Source organism: Veillonella sp., from assembly GCF_018381775.1.
GTDB lineage: Bacteria > Bacillota > Negativicutes > Veillonellales > Veillonellaceae > Veillonella.
In genome coordinates, this window is sequence record NZ_JAGZRH010000003.1 from 12,120 (window position 1) to 31,454 (window position 19,335).

The window sequence follows — 19,335 nt, forward strand, 5'->3', positions numbered from 1 at the left end:
GATTATCCTCTAATTTCCTCTAAAAAAGCAGCGCCAAAAGCATTGCCAGTGGCATTATCAACAGAAAATTGTGGTTGTGCCACGTGTAATGTAATGTGATTACGCATACAATAATGCTCCATACGATGACGAAGTATACTATTGCTCATTACACCACCTACGGCAATTAATGTTTTAACAGGTTTATTTTTTAAATGATAGGTAATCATTTTTTCTAGTGCATTTCCAATAGAGGTGAATACAGCTCGCGATAGATTAGATTTTTCCATATCATTCATGGAATCACTAATGCGTCGCATAGCCGCACTACATGGCCCAGCAAAGCTTATCCAACCTTCTTTTACAGAAGATGGTAATGGTTCATATTCTGTAGTTTGTAATGCTAATGCCTCTAGATGCTTACCTGCAGGAAATGGCAACCCCATTGCAACACCAATACGATCTACATATTGACCGCCTTGTAAATCCTTAGAACCGCCAATAATAAGAGAATCAAATATGCCTTCATCTTTGTAATGACAATACACAAGTTCTGTAGTACCACCTGATAAATGAAGTGCTAAAAATGGATCTTTAGGAATTGTTTTTAGTTCTCGAAGGGCAGCTAAAATATGATTTTCTTGGTGTGCGAAAACGTGTAGCGGTACATTCATTAAATGATTAAGAGACTGTCCGTATCCTAGCCCAACCATAAAAGCAGGCATATAGGAATTTTCCTCGCGTCTAGGAAATCCGCTAACACCAATACCACTAATTGGAAGATGTGGCAATTCAGATATCAACTTAGGCAATGCCTTTGTATGTTGAAAGACCATATTTGATTGTTGTAGTCCTCGCTCACCCTGTTTGACCTCTAATATTTTGCGGGCTTCCCCAACTATTTGAAAGTCGCTATCTATAATGGCACAACTTGTAGTGTAGCAACTAGTATCAATGCCTAAGTAATATCGTTTCATTATTTACTCTTATTATATGCATCTAGAATTGCATTAATTAATTTATAAGAAGAATCAGAAGCAAAATCTTTAGCTAATTGAATAGCTTCATTAATAGCTATAGATGGTTCTAAAGGTTCATCTTCATTTGTCATTTCCCATAGAGCAATACGTAAAATAGCACGATCAACCTTGTCTAAGTTTTCAACTTTACGTGATTTACAAAATGGCTGTAATGCTGCATCTATAATTTCAGAAGTGGATAATACACCATTTATAATGTTATTCGCATAGGCCTTATCCATAGATTTATGCATATGTCCTTCTGGAAATTGAACATCACTTTGGTCTACATGAAATTCATTGGCATATAACATTTGAAATGCGTATTGACGTGCTTCACGTCGATTTCGCTTAATTACCATGTGGAGTTGGCTCCTTTTCTTTAACAATACCTTCAATATGAACATCAACCTTAACATGATCAAGATCAAGCATATTCTTTAAGGTTTGTTTGATTTCTAACTGCAATTGTTTGGATAACTCAATAAGATTGTATCCATACAAGGCTTTAATATAAATATTGATTTCAATAAAACCTTTACGATGTTTAACATTGATACCTGGTAAACTACGTTGGCCAAAGGCATGTGTAATGCCCTCTACTAATTCATCGTAAAAGCGAGGGCTTAAAGAATGAATACCTGGAATCGTAGCTAACGTTTTAGTAGCTACATCGATGATGACAGAGTCTGCAATATCAATGGTATCCATATCTAATCCATAGTTTAATTGATTGTCTGAACTCATATAGATACCCTCCTAAGGCTGTGATGGTGTTACTAAATCATCAAAAATAATGTCTTGTACCACTACATCAATGGTTTGTACCTCAATTTCTGTATAAGAAACTAAAGCTGTTTTGATACGTTCTTGTAAACGTAAGGCCACATCAGGGATACGATACCCATATTGAATGCAAACATATAAAGTAACAGAAATTGCTCCTTCATCATTAAATGATATCTTTACACCTTCATGATCAGATTTACGTCTAAAGAAGGTATTAACACCATCATTAAAGGTGGAGCTCATATGATGTATACCCTTTGTTTCAAGTGCTGCCATAGTGACAATCGTAGCATATACATCTTCACTAATCTTAATTTTACCCGACTCTAGTTCAGTATTTTTCTTGGTCATACTGGCCTCTTTCAAAAAAAGCACTTGTCCCTATATATAATTACATAGACGACAAGTGCTTACAGTGCAAATGTTAGATATATGGGGAATCAGATTCCATGAAAAGATCTAGCCCCAATACATATCAATAAGTATTAGGCACGTTCGATGTATTGACCTGTACGAGTATCAATACGAAGTACATCATCTACTTCAATGAAGAGAGGTACTTTTACAGTGTAGCCTGTTTCCAATACAGCTGGTTTGTTACCACCAGTAGCAGTATCACCACGGATACCAGGGTCTGTTTCAACTACGCGAAGTTCAACAGCTACAGGCAAGTCGATACCGATTACGATACCTTGGAAGAACATGATGGATACTTCCATATTTTCAAGAAGGAAGTTTTTAGCATCACCTAATTGTTCAAGGTTAAGTTCAACTTGATCATAAGTTTCGTTATCCATGAATGTGTAGGAGCCATCAGACTCGTACAAATATTGCATACGACGACGATCAACATGTGCTTTAGGCACTTTTTCGCCAGCATTGAACGTACGCTCTACTACAGAACCAGTTTGCAAATTTTTCATTTTAGTACGTACGAATGCAGCACCTTTACCTGGTTTAACGTGTTGGAAATCAACTACTTGCCATACATTACCGTCGATTTCAACGGTTACACCTGGACGAAAATCATTACTGGAAATCATCTAACTCTTCTCCTTCTAAATACCTATTTCAATTAACTCTTTTGGACTATGTGTCAACACCTCATAGCCGTCAGATTTGACGATGACACTATCCTCTATTCTCAATCCGATAGTACCTGTAATATAAATGCCAGGCTCTACCGTAATGATCATATTTTCTGTAAATACCGTATCGGATTTAGTATTCGCTACTGGTTCTTCGTGAATCTCAAGACCTACGCCATGACCAGTACCATGATTAAATTCCTTGGTATATCCATGTTCTTTGATATAATCACGACATACTGCATCAAGTTCTTTGCCAGTTATACCAGCTCGAACTGCAGCTACGCCACGTTTTTGTGCTTCTAAAACTATACTATATAACTTCTTTTGTAATTCAGAGGCAGGCCCCATTACAATAGTTCTAGTCATATCGGAATGGTAACCCTTATATACGGAGCCAAAGTCGAAGGTAACAAAATCACCTGCTTCAATGACCTTATCACTAGCTACACCATGAGGCATACTAGAACGGTTACCAGAAGCAACGATGGTTGCAAAGGAAGGCTCCTCTGATCCACGTTTTAACATTTCTGTTTCTAATATGATGCGCGCTTCGTTTTCTGTCATTCCTACCTTTAATTGTGGTAATAATGCAGCAAAGGCGTCGTCACCAATTTTAGCAGCTTTTCGCAATAATTCTAATTCATCTTCTCGTTTAACTGCTCGTAGTTTAGCAAAATTGATAGAAGTAAAATTAAAGCGTTCATCTAATGTATCACATAAGGTTTCATACGTATCTACCGGCATTTGCTTGCCTTCAATACCGAATAAACCTTCGTGAATATGATGTTCATTGAATATATCTACAAGAGTATCCATAACAGAGGATTCATATTGAATGACTGTATATCCTTCACATTGTTTTGTAGCTTGCTCAGTATATCTGAAATCAGTGATCATAAAGGCTTTATCTTGTGTAATGATAGCAAAGCCTGTAGTACCAGTAAAACCAGCAAAATAATGTAAATTAATAGGGCTCATCAAAATGACACCTGTTAATTCTTGCTCTTTAATATACTGTTGTAGCAGATTTAAACCATTCATAATCATGCTCCTAGTCAATAAAGTACAATTAATCTTACCATAAAATACCTATATTGAATAGAATTTTATGCTATTTTTTGAAAGCCTCTATATCACCAATGGTTAAGTCTTGTATAGAACCAACCTCTTCAATCCCTGTTAAATCTATATGCCCTATAGTTAATCGTTTTAAATATGTAACAGTACCGCCTGCAGCACCAATCATACGTTTTACTTGATGATATTTGCCTTCTTCAATGGTAATATACAGAGATTGAGAAGATACAACATCAATTAAAGCAGGCTTGCAATGGGTTCCGTCACCTAGTACAATCCCCTCTTTTATACGTTGAATTCCTTCTTTTGTTAACTCACCATCATATTCTACATAATAAACCTTGGATACATGTTTATTACCATTGATGATTGAATGTCCCCAAACACCATCATTGGTAAGCAACAGTAATCCTTCTGTATCCTTGTCTAATCTTCCGACTGGAACTACACCCATTTTAATATATTCAGGTGGCAATAAATCCATAACAACTGGATGATTTGCATCCTCCACAGCTGTAACATAGCCTTTGGGTTTATGAAATTTTACATAATACTGTTGCTTAGTATTAACTACTTGTCCATCAACCGTAATTACATCAGACTCAATATCAATATGGATATCTTTTTTTGTAGTTATTTCACCATTAATAGTAACTCTTTGATCCTTTAAGAGTTGATGAACTTCTTTTCGACTGCCATAAGCTTTATTAGCTAATAATTTATCGAGTCGCATTATACATGTCCTTGGAGTAATTCAACATGAGCCGTATCATTGAGCAAATTTAAAATATTATGATCATATTCGCCCATACCATTATAGAAAATACGGTTAATAGCTGTATTACCTTGGCTAAAATTCCAACAATGACTAATAGAAATATCTAATAATTTACATAATAAGGTTCTAATAGTTCCACCATGACATGCTATTAAAAGAGTCTCTTCCTCATCGTTAACATTGAGGAATTCTTCAAGACCTGCCCAGGCACGATCTTGCAAATCTTTAAAGCTCTCGCCATTTGGTACTTTTACAAGATGAGGCCGCAAATACATCTCATCAATAAGGCCAGGCCAACGTGCTTCAATGTCTGAAAATAGCATAGCTTCCCAGTCACCAAAATTAAGCTCTCGCAATCGTTTATCCACTGTGATAGGTGTTGTGCGGTCACCACGAATCGTTTCGGCTGTAACTAAGGCACGACTTAAATCACTAGATAAGATACGGTCAAAGGTAACATCTTTAAGGGCATTACCACATGCTTTAGCTTGATTTAAACCGTTTTCATTGAGGGGAATATCTGTAATACCTTGATATTTCCCCATTTTATTCCAATCAGTTTCACCATGGCGCACAATATATAATGTCTTCATAATCTTCCTATACTTTCAAAATATCTGTTAGTTTATCCACTAGTTTGATATTAGTCTCATGATCTTTAATAGCAATGCGTACCCAGTGATTAGTTAAACCTACATATGAGTCACAATTGCGCACAATCATATTATATTTCTTCAGCTCTTCATTAATATAGTTTGCTGTAATTTCTTCTTGATTAACTTGGAACAAAATAAAATTAGCTGAAGGTGGATATACAGTAATTTCTTCTATAGCATCTAATGCATTGTACATAAATGCTCTTTCTTCATTTAATTCTTGTTTTGTTCGCTTAATGTAATCCACATCATTCAAGGCAGCCTTTGTATATGCTTGCGCTAATGTATTTACAGACCAACTAGGGATATATTGCTGTAATTGAGTAATTAATGTTTCGTTAGTAAAAGCGGCCCCGATGCGTAAGCCAGGTACAGCATAGAATTTTGTGAAGGAATGAACTACGATGATATTATCAAATTCATTTACTAAAGAGCGCATAGAGTATTCATTATCTTGTAATGGATCATTTCCAACAAAATCGATAAATGATTCATCTATAACAAGTAAGCTATTGGCATCTTTCAACATGCTCGCTACAGTGCGAATATGATCTTTATCAAGTAATGTACCATCTGGATTATTAGGATTCCCTAAAAATACAATGATGCGACCATCTTGCCCCTTTAGTTCAGCTGCAAAGGTTTCTAATGCCAAATATGGTACCTCAAAATAAGGTTTTCCATTATCATCTTCCCGAGGTCGATAAAAAATATCACGTACAGGAATCTTACTTGCTTCAAGAGCCTCTTTATACTCAGAAAATCCTGGTGCTGGTACAAAAGCACCTGTATATCCAGGTAAACGGCAAATAGCATATAATAGCTCGGCTGCACCATTACCAACTATAATTTGATGTTTATCCATTCCATATGTATCAGCAATAGCATTTAATACATCATCATTGGTAGCATCCGGATAATGAGATATATAGCGTAATTGTGCATTTAATGCATCTAATCCACGTTGACTAGGTCCAAGGGGATTAATATTAGCGCTAAAGTCGACTACCTCATATGGTTCAATTCGTTGTTCATGGGCAAACTGAAATATATTGCCCCCATGTATCTTAGACATTTAATTCTCTTTCTATTAAATATATTATCGTTTAATATAGGTTAATCCTTCATTTGTGGTTTCTACTGTATCCACATAGGATAAGTGAGGTAACTTACGTATGATTTCTTGCTTACAATCATCAATGCGACCATAATCTACTGGAAATAGAAGTCCCATAATGGTACCACTATGAGCTATGATTGTACCAACACTGTTATAGTAATTACCTATATCGTGAAAATCATATAAGTTTGGTTTATATAGTATGCGTTGATTACCAAAAGCACTCAATGTAGCTGCTTGACCAATTAAATTGATATCATGTGTATGTAAGCCTCGTTTAAATAAATCTAGTGACTCACGTATAATAGATTCTTTTTCTAAAATTTTAGTTTGTAAATCTACTTGTTGATTAAAGGTAATGGTATCTATACTACCGCCTTCATCAAATACAAGAATTTTCAATGGCGGACACATTCCTAGTGGTTGAGAAATGGTACCTTTAATATAATCAAACTGCGTTACACCTTGGTAAAATGAAGCATCTGTAGGTTCTACGGATAAACAGATTTGCTCTAGTTCTTTTAGTGATAAATTATAATCCATAGCTAAAGCGGTAGCCATAGCCGTTACAGAAATATCCGCAGAACTTGAAGCCATCCCTTTACCTTGTATAATGTCAGAACGTACATATACCGGTGGACAAGTTTGATCTTTATTATTTTTCTTTAATAATCGTTGTACTAATTGTCTTGCCAGAGCTGACTTAGGTTGTAATGCACAATAATGTTTTGAAAATGGATGTTTTACATTACTTAATGCGTAGGAGTAACGATTAATAGGACAAGTCACTAAAAATGACTGGCCATTAATAGAACCTTGTAGAAATTCCCCACATGTACCTGGGGCTCTTACATAATAGGTCACATTAAACTCCTTTCGCATTAAACAAAAACAGTAATTGTTTTTACAAAACAATGGATAAATAATTATTAAAACATCGTAGTATTAGAGGCCACAGAAGCAGATAATACAGATAATATAATAATATAAATTAAAAGTAGTAAAACCTCTGTAACTTCAACAACAAATCCGTAAGTATCACCTGTAGTACCACCAAGTTGCTTAACAATATAATGGTTGAGTATACGATTGATAATATAGGTAATAATCATACTTACAATATTGATTTGAAAAATACCTAATGTGGCGTAAATCAATACACCTAATCCAACAACATAGCCTACATCAGCTATGGAAAAAATAGAATATACACCATATAAAAGGGTATATAAAATTACACCAATTAGTAACATTACAATAGGCATAAAGAAGGTTGAAAGTGTATTGTATGTAATAACATGTTTTGGAGCTAAATTAGCGAATGCAGCCCCCATCCCCTGCTCTCGTGCATAGGGATAGGATCGAATACTCAAAACAAGGGACCAACGACTCATTAATGGCATCATAATCAGTGCCATTGGAATAAATTCCGCTGTTGGAATCGCTGTTAATAATTGCCATTTTAAAAGTGTAACAAATACAAAAGCGACAACACCAAAAGAGCCTATACGGCTATCTTTCATAATTTCTAACTTACGGTCCCGTTCACGTCCAGAAAATAAACCGTCACTGGTGTCCATTAGGCCATCAGCATGGAGACCACCTGTAATTAAGAATTCCGCTATCACAAGGATTAACATCAATGGTACTAACGGTATAAATGGTGATAATATACCATATAATAATGCTAAAATAAGGCCAATAATTAAGCCTACATAGGGAAAGGCTACAACGGATTTACCAAAATCTTCTACAGACCATTCTGTTTGATTAACGATTTTTAAACGTGTTAGAAACTGTAATGCTATGAAAAAAGGTGTCATTATACATTCATCCCATAAGTAATGGCTGTACTAATTATAGTCATTAGTATAGTCGTAAAATACATCATATAAATTGTACGTGTAATGTGGTTACGATTTAATTTTTCAATGGGATCTCCCATGTATTCACGGAAGGTCATTTTTTTGAAATATTGGTTGTAACCACCTAATCGAATATGTAAGGCTCCTGCAACTGGTGCTTCTGCATAACCGCCATTAGGACTTGGATGCTTATGGGCATCACGCAAGCCAATTTGTAGAGCTTTTTTAGCATCAAAGCGTAAAAAGAATGCAGAAATTATTAATAATATAAAGGTAATGCGTGCAGGAATCCAATTGAGCACGTCATCAAAGCGAGCTGCTACTCGACCAAAGTATAAATATTTTTGGTTCTTATACCCAAGCATAGAGTCCATAGTATTGGCAGTTCTATATAGAATTGCACCCATTGGACCGCCAAGGATAAAGAAGAATAACGGAGCAATAATTCCATCCACTGTGTTTTCAGCAATGGTTTCTACCGTAGCTCGTGTAATTTCACTCTCATCTAATTCTTCTGTATCGCGACCTACAATCCAAGATAATCGCTTGCGTGCTTCTACAATATTATCTTGTTTAATTAATTGGCTAATAGTAAAGCCTGCACCAGCTAGTGAACGTGGAGATATAGCAATATATAAAATAATTACTTCAAGAGCATATTCTACCCATTCATTAATTACGCCACCAAGCCATAGTATTAAAGACACTATAATATATACAGAAACGAGGATTAAGCCAACCGCAATACCACCGTACCATAATTTTTTAGTATCGTTATCAGTATCTTTATAGAGAACTGCTTCAAAAAAAGATATGATGCGACCAATAATAGCTACAGGATGGTATTTACTATTGGGATCCCCAATGAGTAAATCTAATAAAAATGCTAAGACTGGTATACATACAAAGCTATACTTTGTAAACCAATGCAAGATTGTTAAATGTTCCATATATCTCCCCTATTACCCCAAGGTAGACATAATATAATCCATATCTAAGTGTTCCTCTACAATATCAGCTAATCGATTATAAGCTGCATTCTTGTGTTCGAAATAATGGAATACTACATCTAATGGTTCTAACCCCTTACGTTCACGCAATTGATTGATAATAAAGCGTCTAAATTCATCATTATCAAACACACCATGAATATATGTCCCCATTACTTGGTGATTACCATCGATAAAACCATCAACTACATTAACGGCTTCTTCACTGCGACTTGTAATGGTGAAACAACGGCGCACAGTATCTACTAATGGTGTAGTATCACCCATATGGATTTCATAGCCTACTAGTTTTTCACCTGTAAATGTACCATTTAAAAATTGAAGATTTGAAACATTGAATTCTACTTGATGTGTCGTTTTTTGATCCTTCATAGTCGTAGAAGAATCGACTAAACCAAGACCTTCAATTTCTTCAATATCACCTTCCATATGATGCGGATCATAAATCGTTTTACCCAACATTTGATTGCCCCCACATACACCAATGACAGGTGTACCTTGGTCAGCAAGTTTTTTTATTTCATCGGCAAAACCTGAGTTACGAAGATATGTAAGATCTGCTAGTGTATTTTTGGAGCCCGGTAAAATGATTAAGTCCGGATTGCCAATAACATCGCCAGGGCCGACGAATCGAACAGAAACATCTGGTTCATAATTTAATGCATCAAAGTCAGTAAAGTTAGAAATTTTAGGTGTTTGCATAACCACTACTTGAATTTCTTTAGCACCACTATTCCGTTTGTTTTCCAGTGCAACAGAGTCTTCTTCATCAATATCAAGGTTTTCAATGGCAGGAATGACACCAACTACCTTTTTTCCTGTTTTTTCTTCAATGAAGGTAAGTGCAGGTTCTAATAGTTTAATATCACCACGGAATTTATTGATAACAATACCTTTAATGAGATCTCGTTCTTCTGGCTCGAGCAATTCTAAAGTACCAACGATAGATGCAATAGCACCACCACGATCGATATCAGCGATGAGATATACAGGTGCTTTCGTCATTTTAGCAATGCGCATATTTACGATATCATTAGCCTTGAGATTCACTTCTGCAGGGCTACCTGCACCTTCAATAACCATCATATCAAAATTGGAATCTAAGAAATCGATAGATTCTTTTACCTTATCAAGGGCGGTTAAGGAGTATTTTGTATGGTATTCTTTAGCACTATAAACGCCCACAGGTTTCCCCATCAATACTACTTGAGAAGATTGATTACCTGTAGGTTTTAATAATACAGGGTTCATTTGTACAATAGGATCTATGCCAGCAGCCTCAGCTTGCGCTACTTGAGCACGACCAATTTCATCGCCCCATTTTGTCACATAAGAATTGAGGGCCATATTTTGAGCTTTAAAGGGAACAGTTTTAAAACCTCTTCTATAAAAGATACGGCATAATGCAGTACATAAAATACTTTTGCCTACATTGGAACTTGTTCCTTGGAACATAATTTTCTTAGCCATTTATATGAACCTCCTGGGATTTTAATTCAATGGTAACGCCACTAATCGTTAAGTATAATTTATCAGCCTCAGTTGCTACTGTTCGATTGACGCGGCCTGCAATATCTCTAAAATATCTTGCTAGCTTATTATCTGGTACAATACCAAGACCAATTTCATTAGTTACAAATATAACTATTTTATCATCACTTACTTTGATTAGATTTAATAATGCTTCTAATTCTGAAAGTACCATATCTTCTAACCGATTTGCATCTTGTTGGCCTTGAATTGACCCATGAGCCATCATATGATTTGTTGTAAACATGGTTAAACAGTCTATGAGTATTACATCCGCTACACTGCTAATATGTTGCCACTCTTCGGCCAAATATAATGGTATTTCAAAATTCGTCCATATATTACCACGTCGCTCTTGATGTTTCTTTATACGATCAACCATTTCATCATCAAAAGCTTGTCCTGTTGCTACATAAGCTTTTCGACCTTCTGTAGCAAGGGCTAAACGTTCTGCAAATTCACTTTTTCCACTTCGTGCCCCACCGGAACACAATATAATTTGTGATTTCATAATGCACCTATACAAGAATTTATAATTTCAGTATCATTATAAGTATAACAAAGGAGCGATACTATGGAAATTATGAATATGAAACTAAAAATGATGGCTACTTTATGGGATAATACCTATCGTGTTGCCATCGACGATGGACAAGGTAAATATATTGGCACCGCACGTGTAGTAGTAAATGTTCCACTACCACCAGAAATGTTACCAGAAAATGCACCTCAAGTAGAACCACAGTTATTGGTTTTGGTAGAAGATTTTGATTTCGAAGCTGATAAAATTATAAACTTCGAAACAACACTTTCTGATCTATTGAGAGAAAAATTCCGTTATGAAATTCCTCATATTTTCTTCTACTATCCAAGTCCTCACGATGTTTTAAATCAAACAATTTCACAATAAGGTCTATAACGAGCAAAAAGCTATGTAAAATACATAGCTTTTTTTGTTTATTCAGCTCCAATTTCCTCTTCTACGCGACACATAATAAAGCAAAGGTCGGATAGACGATTTAAATATTTTAAATTAGATTCGTGAACGCTTTCACCAGCATCTAATACACGCCATAAAGCACGTTCAGCACGTCGAGTAATCGTTCTCGCTACATGTAAATAAGCTGAAGATTGTTTTTCACCAGGAATCACAAAATTAGATAATGGTTCAAGCTTTTCGTCAAAGCGATCAATGACCTTTTCTAAATGTTTAACATGTTGCTCTGTAATGACTGGCGCTGCATTTAAACTAGCAATATCTGCCATTAAAGTCCATAAGTTGCGCTCAATATCATATAATTCAGTAGCAACACGTGAATTTTCCGCATAGGAACGAGCCAAGCCTAAAAAGGCTTGTAATTCATCGATTGTACCATAAGCTTCTACGCGTAATGAGGATTTAGGTACTCGTTCACCGGTATATAAACCAGTTGTACCAGCATCGCCTGTTTTTGTGTAAACACTACTTGCCATATGTATTACCTCCTATAGAAATACATAAATGTAGAATGAAAAGCTATATGTTCTCAACCTTGAGATTATTTATATTCTGGGAACCAAAGATGAATTTCACGAGCAGCAGCCTCTGGAGAATCAGACGCATGTACTACGTTTGCATCCATTGTTAGGGCATAGTCACCACGAATACTACCAGGGGCAGCATCTACAGGATTTGTGGCACCGTTTAAAGCACGTACGGATACGATGGCATTATCTCCGGCCAATACGAAAGCAAGAACTGGACCAGATGTGATGAAATCAACTAATTCACCGAAGAATGGTTTTTCTTTGTGCTCAGCATAATGCTCTTCCGCTAGTTCACGAGGTACTTGTAAAAGTTTTAACGCTTTAATGACAAGACCTTTACGTTCATAACGGCTAATAATTTCACCACTTAATTGACGCTTAACTGCATCTGGTTTTATTAAAACTAATGTTTCTTGCATGATATCCTCCTGTAGATATTAATTAAAATAATGCTTTCTCTTTATATTTAGGATTCATTGCTTGTTGTTTCAATTTTGCAATACGTTCCTCTGTACGAGGATGTGTACTAAAAAGATTGCTCAAGCTTTCACCAATACCAACCATAGGGTTGATGATAAACATATGGGCTGTTGCATTACTTGCATTTGGCAATGCACCATGTTTTGAATAGTAATCAATTTTTGCAAGGGCAGATGCCAAAGCTAAAGGATTGCGACACATCTCTCCGCCCCCCTCATCAGCTAAGAACTCACGAGCTCGAGAGATACTCATTTGAATGAGTCCTGCTGCGATAGGTGCAATAACTATGGCGCCTATTAACTCTAACGGGTTAGAGCCTTCACGGTCATCTGAACGACCAAAAATCGCTGAGAATTGAAGCACATAAGCAATCATAGAAATTGCGCCTGCCATCATAGCAGCAATAGTACTGATCAATGTATCACGATTCTTAACATGGGTTAATTCATGTCCTAGAACACCTTCTAGCTCGTCATCTGTTAATAGTCGTTGAATACCTTCTGTAACAGCAACTGCTGCATGACTCGGATTTCTGCCTGTTGCAAATGCATTAGGTACATCACTTGGAATGATATACACTTTTGGCATTGGTAACTTACCATTCTTAGCCAAACGTTCTACCATGCCATATAATTTTGGGTTAGATTGTGCAGTAACTTGTTGTGCATCATATTGTGCTAAAACGATTTTGTCGCTATACCAATAGGACATAAAATTCATGCCCATGGATATAACGAACATAATCATCATACCACTTCTACCGCCAATCATATCACCTAAGACCACTAAAATGGCTGTCAAAGTCGCTAATAAAAGTGTTGTTTTTATATTGTTCATAGTTTCCTCCAATTATAGTTATGGACTATGCCTAACACTATAATTATACCACAAACTAAATAATTGATGCTCCTTTACTATCGGCTTCTAAGCAATATGTTCTATTTTCAATTCCATTAGATGTAAATACAGCACCCATAGCATCTGCCACAGCTTGTACGTGGGCTTTATCTACATAGGCAATTAGAGTGGAACCAGATCCACTAATAGTTGCACCATATGCGCCAGCAGCTTTAGCTGCTTCAAAGGCTGCATCACAATGTGGTATTAATGTTTTACGATATGGTACATGCAAATTATCATCTAATGCAACAGATAAATTGTTTAATTGATGTGTAATCAAACTAGTTACAAATAAAGATGCATGGCTCACATTTTGCACAGCCTCTTTAAATGGTACATGATTAGGTAACACAGAACGAGCGTATTCTGTAGAAACCATAACCTCAGGTACGACTACGGCAAAATGCAATTCAGATGGAACAGAGATAACCGTATTTAATACCTTTGTTTTTAAGCCTGTAGCACAGCATAAATTACCGAAAATAGCAGGTGCCACATTATCTGGATGACCTTCCATACGGTTTGCAATGACTAACAATTCCTCTTTTGAAAGTGGATGTTTAACTAACGCGTTAGCCAATAATAAGCCGCCTACAATTGCTGTGCTACTACTACCGAGCCCACGAGATGGAGGAATTAAAGTTTCAGACGTAATATGTCCATATTGAATTGGTTCTTGCACAGTAGCAAAAACTTGATCCATCGCAAAGCCAATAAGATTTTTTTTAGGATCTTCAGCACGTAAAATGTCTGCGCCAAAACCTTCAAAAGTATAGGTGTATTCAGTAGCTTTTACATCAGGTGTAAAGCTAAAAATATTGTATAGATTGAGTGCCAAACCTAAGCAATCAAAACCAGGTCCACAATTAGCACTAGTGGCTGGTACTTGTACGCGAACAGTGTTCATAGTTTAAGCTTCCATAATACGAATTACACTATTAACAGACTTAACGGAACGCAAGCTGTTAAAGGAATCGATAAGATTTAAAATATAAGATCTAGGACATTTAGATGTTACAATCGCTAATACAGCAGTTTCTGGATCCATATTTCTTTGAACGATGGATAAAACAGAAATCTTTTGTTCTGCCAATTTGGCAGAAATTTTAGCTAATACACCTGTTTTATTATCTACTTCCAAACGTAAGTAATAGCTAGATTGAATCTTACCAGGAGCGTAAATATTCTTTTGGTCATAATAGAATGGTTTCAAACGACCTGTTTCGTTATATGAAACATTTTTAGCCACTTCCATAATATCGGATACTACAGAGCTACCTGTAGGTAAGCTACCAGCACCACGACCGTATAGCATTACATCATCAATACCATTACCTTTTACATAAATTGCATTATAAGAACCGCGAACAGATGCTAAAGGATGTGTGGTAGGAATAAATGCTGGGTATACATTTAGAGATAAACCTTGACTAGTTTCTTTTGCAATACCTAATAGCTTGATGTTATAACCAAATTCTTTACCGAATTTAATATCTTCCGTATCAATGCAAGTAATACCTTCTACGGATACATCTTCAAAGAAAATGCGACGATTGAAACTAATAGATGCAAGGATAGCAAGTTTACGAGCTGCATCTAGACCTTCAACGTCTGCTGTAGGATCGGCCTCAGCATAACCAAGATCTTGCGCTTCCTTTAGTACGTCTTGATAGCTTAAACCTTCTTCAGACATTTTAGTTAAAATAAAGTTTGTAGTACCATTCATAATACCGATGAGCTCAGTAATACGGTTACCAGCTAAGGACTCATATAATGTACGGATAATTGGAATCCCACCTAATACAGATGCTTCAAAGCGTAAATCTACGCCGTTTTTGCTAGCTAAGTCTAATAGATATGGGCCAGATTCTGCTAACAAATCTTTATTTGCAGTTACTACATTTTTTTTAGCCTTTAAAGCGCCTTCTACACAATCTTTAGCAAAGGTTGTACCACCCATTAATTCCACAACCATTTGAATGGAATCATCTTTTAGTACTTCATCAATATCTGTTACATATTGAGCTGTTTCAGGCAATGTAATATCGCTATATTTATCAGGATTACGTACAAAGATTTTAGAAATTTCAACATTAACACCTGTGCGATTTCTAATTAACTCAGCATTATCTTGCAATAAATTAAATGTACCTTGTGCAACAGTACCAAAACCTAATAACGCAATTTTTATAGTGGTCATAATTGTCCTACTCTCTTAATTAGCCTATGCTTGGCCTAAAATTTCTACTTTAATAATGCCCTTCATAGAGCGAATATCTAATAATAAATCTTCTAATGAACCTTGTAAGTCTTTAGTTTCAAAGGAAATGCTGCTATTAGCTATACCTTGTAGTGGAATGTCTTGATTGATAGTCAGTATACTACCATTGCGTTCTGCAATTGCTTTTAACACACTAGATAACATACCTGATTCATTAGACATTGAAACATAAATGCTTACAATTTTACCTTGAGCAATTTCAAAAAATGGGAATACATAGTCTTTATACTTATAGTATGCAGAACGACTCAAATCCATCTTTTCCACTGCTTCGTTAATAGTTTTAACCTCACCTAGTTTCAAAATTTCTTTTACCTTAATCGTCTTTTTTATCGCTTCTGGTAAAATATCTTCTTGCACCAGATAAAACTTATCTTTTTTTGGTTTAGTCATAGAACACACACTCCCTTATTGTTCTGTTGAAGTTTCTTGGGCTACAAATTGACGCCCATATAATGTTAACACCGCATACATGCCGACAAAAAATGGCAAATACTCTGCCATAACGCGCCATGCTACAGCAACAATACCAACCGTTCCATTAGGGACAAAGGTACTAAACAATACTACAAATAGTCCTTCTGCAATCCCTGTTCCCCCTGGTGTTGGTGCAAAATATAAAATAAGATTCAATAGAATCATTCGATCTAATATATCAATGATAGGAATATCTGGTGTAAAAGCATACATTAATGCTGGCGCAATACAGTATAAGCATAATAGACTCAACCCAGATTCAATAAATACAATAAACGATTGAATTGGTTGTTTATATAGTAATCCTAAACCTTGATTCAATGTTTCTAATTTAGAAAGCCAATCTTTCGTTTTATGTGCTTTAAACCGTTGCGCTAAGTTATATACGAATTGACGCATATATTTAGTTTGTAAGATATAAGTACCTACCAGCATTGCAATAACAGATACTACTGCAAAAATCAATAGCATATCTCTTGAAATATATGGAATTTCAATAGCATCTCTTAAGAATACGAAGGGTAACATAATAACAAGGAACATAATAGAAAATACGGTACGTATTAACACAATAGGAGTCCCTTTAGATATTGGCACACCATAACTCCGTAATACTAATACTTGAGCAACAGCACCCCCACTAGCACCTGGGGTTAACATAGCCATGAAATAATTACTAAAGATTACACGAAGCACAGCCTTTATAGATAGCTTATATCCTCCGATTTTTACGAGTCTTTGTAAACGTAAACCATCAAAATACATGCCTACTATTAAGGCCACTAAAGCCAATAATAAAGAAATACTATTAAATGATGAAATTGTTTTTAATGCATCTAGATCAATAGTGTAGTAAATGATACCAATTGACACAGCCAATAGTAAGAGAAACATAAAAATGCCTCTCTTCATCATTTTACTCATATCAAATCTCCATAATTAATTAGCTCAATATTATGTTGTCTAATATATAAATGCGTATGGTTGGAACACACAGCTTGTAATTCATCTTCCCAATGATAGCCCCATTTATATTGATTTCCAAGAAGCGTATTATTTAAACCTGGATGAATCATCAATTCATGAGTACCCGATTTTTTAGATACGGATTTTAATATACCCATTAACGTTTTTTGATTAATGTGTCCCCCATTTACCATACCCCAAAAATATTGTGTGGAATACATGCCATTATCACGTATTGTAGGACGTGCTTTTGCAGCCACAGTGGATAATCCCACCTTACCTAACAATCGCACCGGAGAGTACATATAATTGACAAATAAAGAAGATTCATCTGGAATGCGTATAGCATTAATACCATACTGTTTAGCTTGCTCTATTACGATTGGTAGTACCGTCGGTAATACATGCATATGTTGATGACCATCAATATGCGTTACATGTAAACCAGATTCCATAATACGTTCCATTTGAGCGTGAATTTCTTTGCGCAATTCACTATAATTAATCTTTCCAGTATAAATTCGCTTCATAAAATCGATATATGTTTCTGGAAATACGCCTTCAGAGGTTAGCAGCGATGGTACTTCAGCAGGATTACATACTGGTTTAAGTCCACCTACTAAGGCGATATGAACACCAATGCCCAACTTAGGGTTATTTTTTGCCATACTTATGGCTTCTGAAAAAGCTTCGCCTCCCGCTAATAGAGAGGTGCTCGTAATGATACCTGTACGATGACCATCAATGACGGCAGCATTAACTGCACTATGAAGACCAAAGTCATCTGCATTTACTATTAATTTGGACATAGTTTACTTCCTTTTCATAAAAAAAAGGGAGAACTTTGTTCTCCCACAAAGGATATATGTTATTGTACCAAATACAGAGCTATAAAATCAATACAAAAGCCCTCTACTTGTATACTAGTAGAGGACTTTCGATATACTTATAAATTTTTATCATAAATACATAATTCAACCCTAATATATTTTAATTAGCACATCAATTGTTCTTGTGCTTTATACATACATAGAGCTGCTGCCACACTCACATTTAACGATTCTATATCTCCATACATAGGAATCATAATACGGTGTTTACATAGATTCATAACCTCTGGTGTTACACCATTCCCTTCATTGCCTAAAATCAACATACATCGTTTATCATAGGCCACCATATGGTATGGTTTTGAATTATCTAGGGCAGTTACATAGGTAGACATATTAGATTCTGCAATAAGATCATTAAGCATAGATAATGTAACATCTTCATAAACAGGTATTTTATGTAATGCACTCATTGTACTACGTACAGTCTTATCATTATATGGATCAACAGTACCTTTCATTAAAAATATCCCCTTCACACCTGCCGCTACAGCGGTACGTAAAATCGTACCTAGATTACCCGGGTCTTGTACGCCATCTAATGTAATATATACACCATCTTCAATAGAAATTGATTCCATACTATGTTTAGGTTTAGATACTATTGCAACGATACCTTGTCCATTTACGGTGTTATCAATTTTATCAAATACTGGATCTTGAGCAATATAAGTAGGTATCGATTGCATCGACTCTAAGGATAATAATGCCTCTATATTTTTATCTTTACATTTAGATTCGCGTATAACAGTTGCTTTTATTACTCCCATAGTTGAAATATCACGAATGGAACGAATCCCTTCTACAATGTATTCACCATATTTACTACGATTTTTGCGTTGCCCTAGAGAAACTATATGCTTTATAGTTTTATTATCTTTAGATTGGATAAATTCCATG

At 35.6% G+C, this 19,335-nt stretch carries 24 protein-coding genes; 1 reads left to right on the forward strand and 23 read right to left on the reverse strand.

All coding sequences use genetic code 11. The features are described from left to right. Nucleotides 1-2: 2 nt before the first annotated feature. From KH109_RS02425 to cobU, 14 genes are all read right to left on the reverse strand, one after another. Nucleotides 3-956: a metallohydrolase gene (locus KH109_RS02425; protein ID WP_295215399.1), complete on the reverse strand. Its 954-nt coding sequence runs from the start codon at nt 954-956 to the stop codon at nt 3-5. Continuing rightward, nucleotides 956-1,360 carry a transcription antitermination factor NusB gene (nusB, locus tag KH109_RS02430; protein WP_295215402.1) on the reverse strand — a complete coding sequence of 135 codons (405 nt, stop codon included), beginning with the start codon at nt 1,358-1,360 and terminating at the stop codon, nt 956-958. The genes KH109_RS02425 and nusB overlap by 1 nt, the downstream gene beginning before the upstream one ends. Further along, nucleotides 1,350-1,745, reverse strand: coding sequence for an Asp23/Gls24 family envelope stress response protein (locus KH109_RS02435; RefSeq protein WP_129823021.1), 396 nt, complete (start codon nt 1,743-1,745; stop codon nt 1,350-1,352). The genes nusB and KH109_RS02435 overlap by 11 nt, the downstream gene beginning before the upstream one ends. A gap of 12 nt (nt 1,746-1,757) precedes the next feature. After that, a complete protein-coding gene (locus tag KH109_RS02440) occupies nt 1,758-2,138 on the reverse strand; it encodes an Asp23/Gls24 family envelope stress response protein (protein WP_178884980.1) in 381 nt (126 codons plus the stop codon). A gap of 134 nt (nt 2,139-2,272) precedes the next feature. Beyond that, nucleotides 2,273-2,830: an elongation factor P gene (efp, locus tag KH109_RS02445; protein WP_005386642.1), complete on the reverse strand. Its 558-nt coding sequence runs from the start codon at nt 2,828-2,830 to the stop codon at nt 2,273-2,275. Between the two features lie 15 nt (nt 2,831-2,845). Then, entirely contained in the window at nt 2,846-3,919 is a 1,074-nt protein-coding gene (locus KH109_RS02450; RefSeq protein WP_156719123.1) for a Xaa-Pro peptidase family protein, read from the reverse strand. A gap of 70 nt (nt 3,920-3,989) precedes the next feature. Then, nucleotides 3,990-4,688, reverse strand: a complete 699-nt coding sequence (locus KH109_RS02455) for a pseudouridine synthase (protein ID WP_295215406.1) — start codon at nt 4,686-4,688, stop codon at nt 3,990-3,992. Next, entirely contained in the window at nt 4,688-5,326 is a 639-nt protein-coding gene (locus KH109_RS02460) for a histidine phosphatase family protein (protein WP_295215409.1), read from the reverse strand. Before KH109_RS02460 ends, KH109_RS02455 begins: the two co-directional genes overlap by 1 nt. A gap of 7 nt (nt 5,327-5,333) precedes the next feature. Continuing rightward, nucleotides 5,334-6,464: a threonine-phosphate decarboxylase gene (locus KH109_RS02465; RefSeq protein WP_295215412.1), complete on the reverse strand. Its 1,131-nt coding sequence runs from the start codon at nt 6,462-6,464 to the stop codon at nt 5,334-5,336. Between the two features lie 24 nt (nt 6,465-6,488). Further along, on the reverse strand, nt 6,489-7,373 hold the full coding sequence (locus KH109_RS02470) for a GHMP kinase (protein ID WP_295215414.1): 885 nt from the start codon (nt 7,371-7,373) through the stop codon (nt 6,489-6,491). A gap of 65 nt (nt 7,374-7,438) precedes the next feature. Then, the gene (gene cobS, locus KH109_RS02475) at nt 7,439-8,332 is read right to left on the reverse strand and encodes an adenosylcobinamide-GDP ribazoletransferase (RefSeq protein ID WP_295215417.1); all 894 of its coding nucleotides are present in this window, start codon (nt 8,330-8,332) and stop codon (nt 7,439-7,441) included. After that, complete coding sequence (gene cbiB, locus KH109_RS02480; RefSeq protein ID WP_295215419.1) at nt 8,332-9,324, reverse strand: adenosylcobinamide-phosphate synthase CbiB; 993 nt, start codon at nt 9,322-9,324, stop codon at nt 8,332-8,334. The genes cobS and cbiB overlap by 1 nt, the downstream gene beginning before the upstream one ends. Nucleotides 9,325-9,336: 12 nt before the next feature. Further along, nucleotides 9,337-10,854 carry a cobyric acid synthase gene (locus KH109_RS02485; RefSeq protein ID WP_105094363.1) on the reverse strand — a complete coding sequence of 506 codons (1,518 nt, stop codon included), beginning with the start codon at nt 10,852-10,854 and terminating at the stop codon, nt 9,337-9,339. After that, entirely contained in the window at nt 10,847-11,425 is a 579-nt protein-coding gene (gene cobU, locus KH109_RS02490; protein WP_295215423.1) for a bifunctional adenosylcobinamide kinase/adenosylcobinamide-phosphate guanylyltransferase, read from the reverse strand. Before cobU ends, KH109_RS02485 begins: the two co-directional genes overlap by 8 nt. A 63-nt stretch (nt 11,426-11,488) precedes the next feature. On the opposite strand from cobU, the gene KH109_RS02495 reads away from it, so the two are divergent. After that, nucleotides 11,489-11,824: a hypothetical protein gene (locus tag KH109_RS02495; protein ID WP_129823014.1), complete on the forward strand. Its 336-nt coding sequence runs from the start codon at nt 11,489-11,491 to the stop codon at nt 11,822-11,824. A 47-nt stretch (nt 11,825-11,871) separates the two neighbouring features. Here the strand turns inward: KH109_RS02495 and KH109_RS02500 are convergent, their stop codons facing one another. The 9 genes from KH109_RS02500 to KH109_RS02540 all read right to left on the reverse strand — a co-directional run bounded on the left by KH109_RS02500 (nt 11,872) and on the right by KH109_RS02540 (nt 19,334). Then, nucleotides 11,872-12,387: a cob(I)yrinic acid a,c-diamide adenosyltransferase gene (locus KH109_RS02500; RefSeq protein ID WP_105085602.1), complete on the reverse strand. Its 516-nt coding sequence runs from the start codon at nt 12,385-12,387 to the stop codon at nt 11,872-11,874. Between the two features lie 65 nt (nt 12,388-12,452). Further along, nucleotides 12,453-12,860 carry a nucleoside-diphosphate kinase gene (gene ndk / locus KH109_RS02505; protein WP_105089180.1) on the reverse strand — a complete coding sequence of 136 codons (408 nt, stop codon included), beginning with the start codon at nt 12,858-12,860 and terminating at the stop codon, nt 12,453-12,455. A 22-nt stretch (nt 12,861-12,882) separates the two neighbouring features. After that, a complete protein-coding gene (gene htpX, locus KH109_RS02510; protein WP_105089179.1) occupies nt 12,883-13,758 on the reverse strand; it encodes a zinc metalloprotease HtpX in 876 nt (291 codons plus the stop codon). Between the two features lie 55 nt (nt 13,759-13,813). Next, nucleotides 13,814-14,728 (reverse strand): homoserine kinase, encoded by a 915-nt coding sequence (thrB, locus tag KH109_RS02515; RefSeq protein ID WP_105089178.1) that lies wholly within the window; start codon nt 14,726-14,728, stop codon nt 13,814-13,816. A 3-nt stretch (nt 14,729-14,731) separates the two neighbouring features. Beyond that, the gene (locus KH109_RS02520; protein WP_105089177.1) at nt 14,732-16,021 is read right to left on the reverse strand and encodes a homoserine dehydrogenase; all 1,290 of its coding nucleotides are present in this window, start codon (nt 16,019-16,021) and stop codon (nt 14,732-14,734) included. Nucleotides 16,022-16,045: 24 nt separating this feature from the next. Further along, nucleotides 16,046-16,495 (reverse strand): ACT domain-containing protein, encoded by a 450-nt coding sequence (locus KH109_RS02525; RefSeq protein ID WP_005386672.1) that lies wholly within the window; start codon nt 16,493-16,495, stop codon nt 16,046-16,048. Nucleotides 16,496-16,510: 15 nt separating this feature from the next. After that, nucleotides 16,511-17,503: a lysylphosphatidylglycerol synthase transmembrane domain-containing protein gene (locus KH109_RS02530; protein WP_295215431.1), complete on the reverse strand. Its 993-nt coding sequence runs from the start codon at nt 17,501-17,503 to the stop codon at nt 16,511-16,513. Then, nucleotides 17,500-18,354: a ChbG/HpnK family deacetylase gene (locus tag KH109_RS02535; RefSeq protein WP_156719112.1), complete on the reverse strand. Its 855-nt coding sequence runs from the start codon at nt 18,352-18,354 to the stop codon at nt 17,500-17,502. Before KH109_RS02535 ends, KH109_RS02530 begins: the two co-directional genes overlap by 4 nt. A 185-nt stretch (nt 18,355-18,539) precedes the next feature. Beyond that, nucleotides 18,540-19,334, reverse strand: coding sequence for an RNA methyltransferase (locus KH109_RS02540; RefSeq protein ID WP_295215434.1), 795 nt, complete (start codon nt 19,332-19,334; stop codon nt 18,540-18,542). Nucleotide 19,335 lies beyond the last annotated feature (1 nt).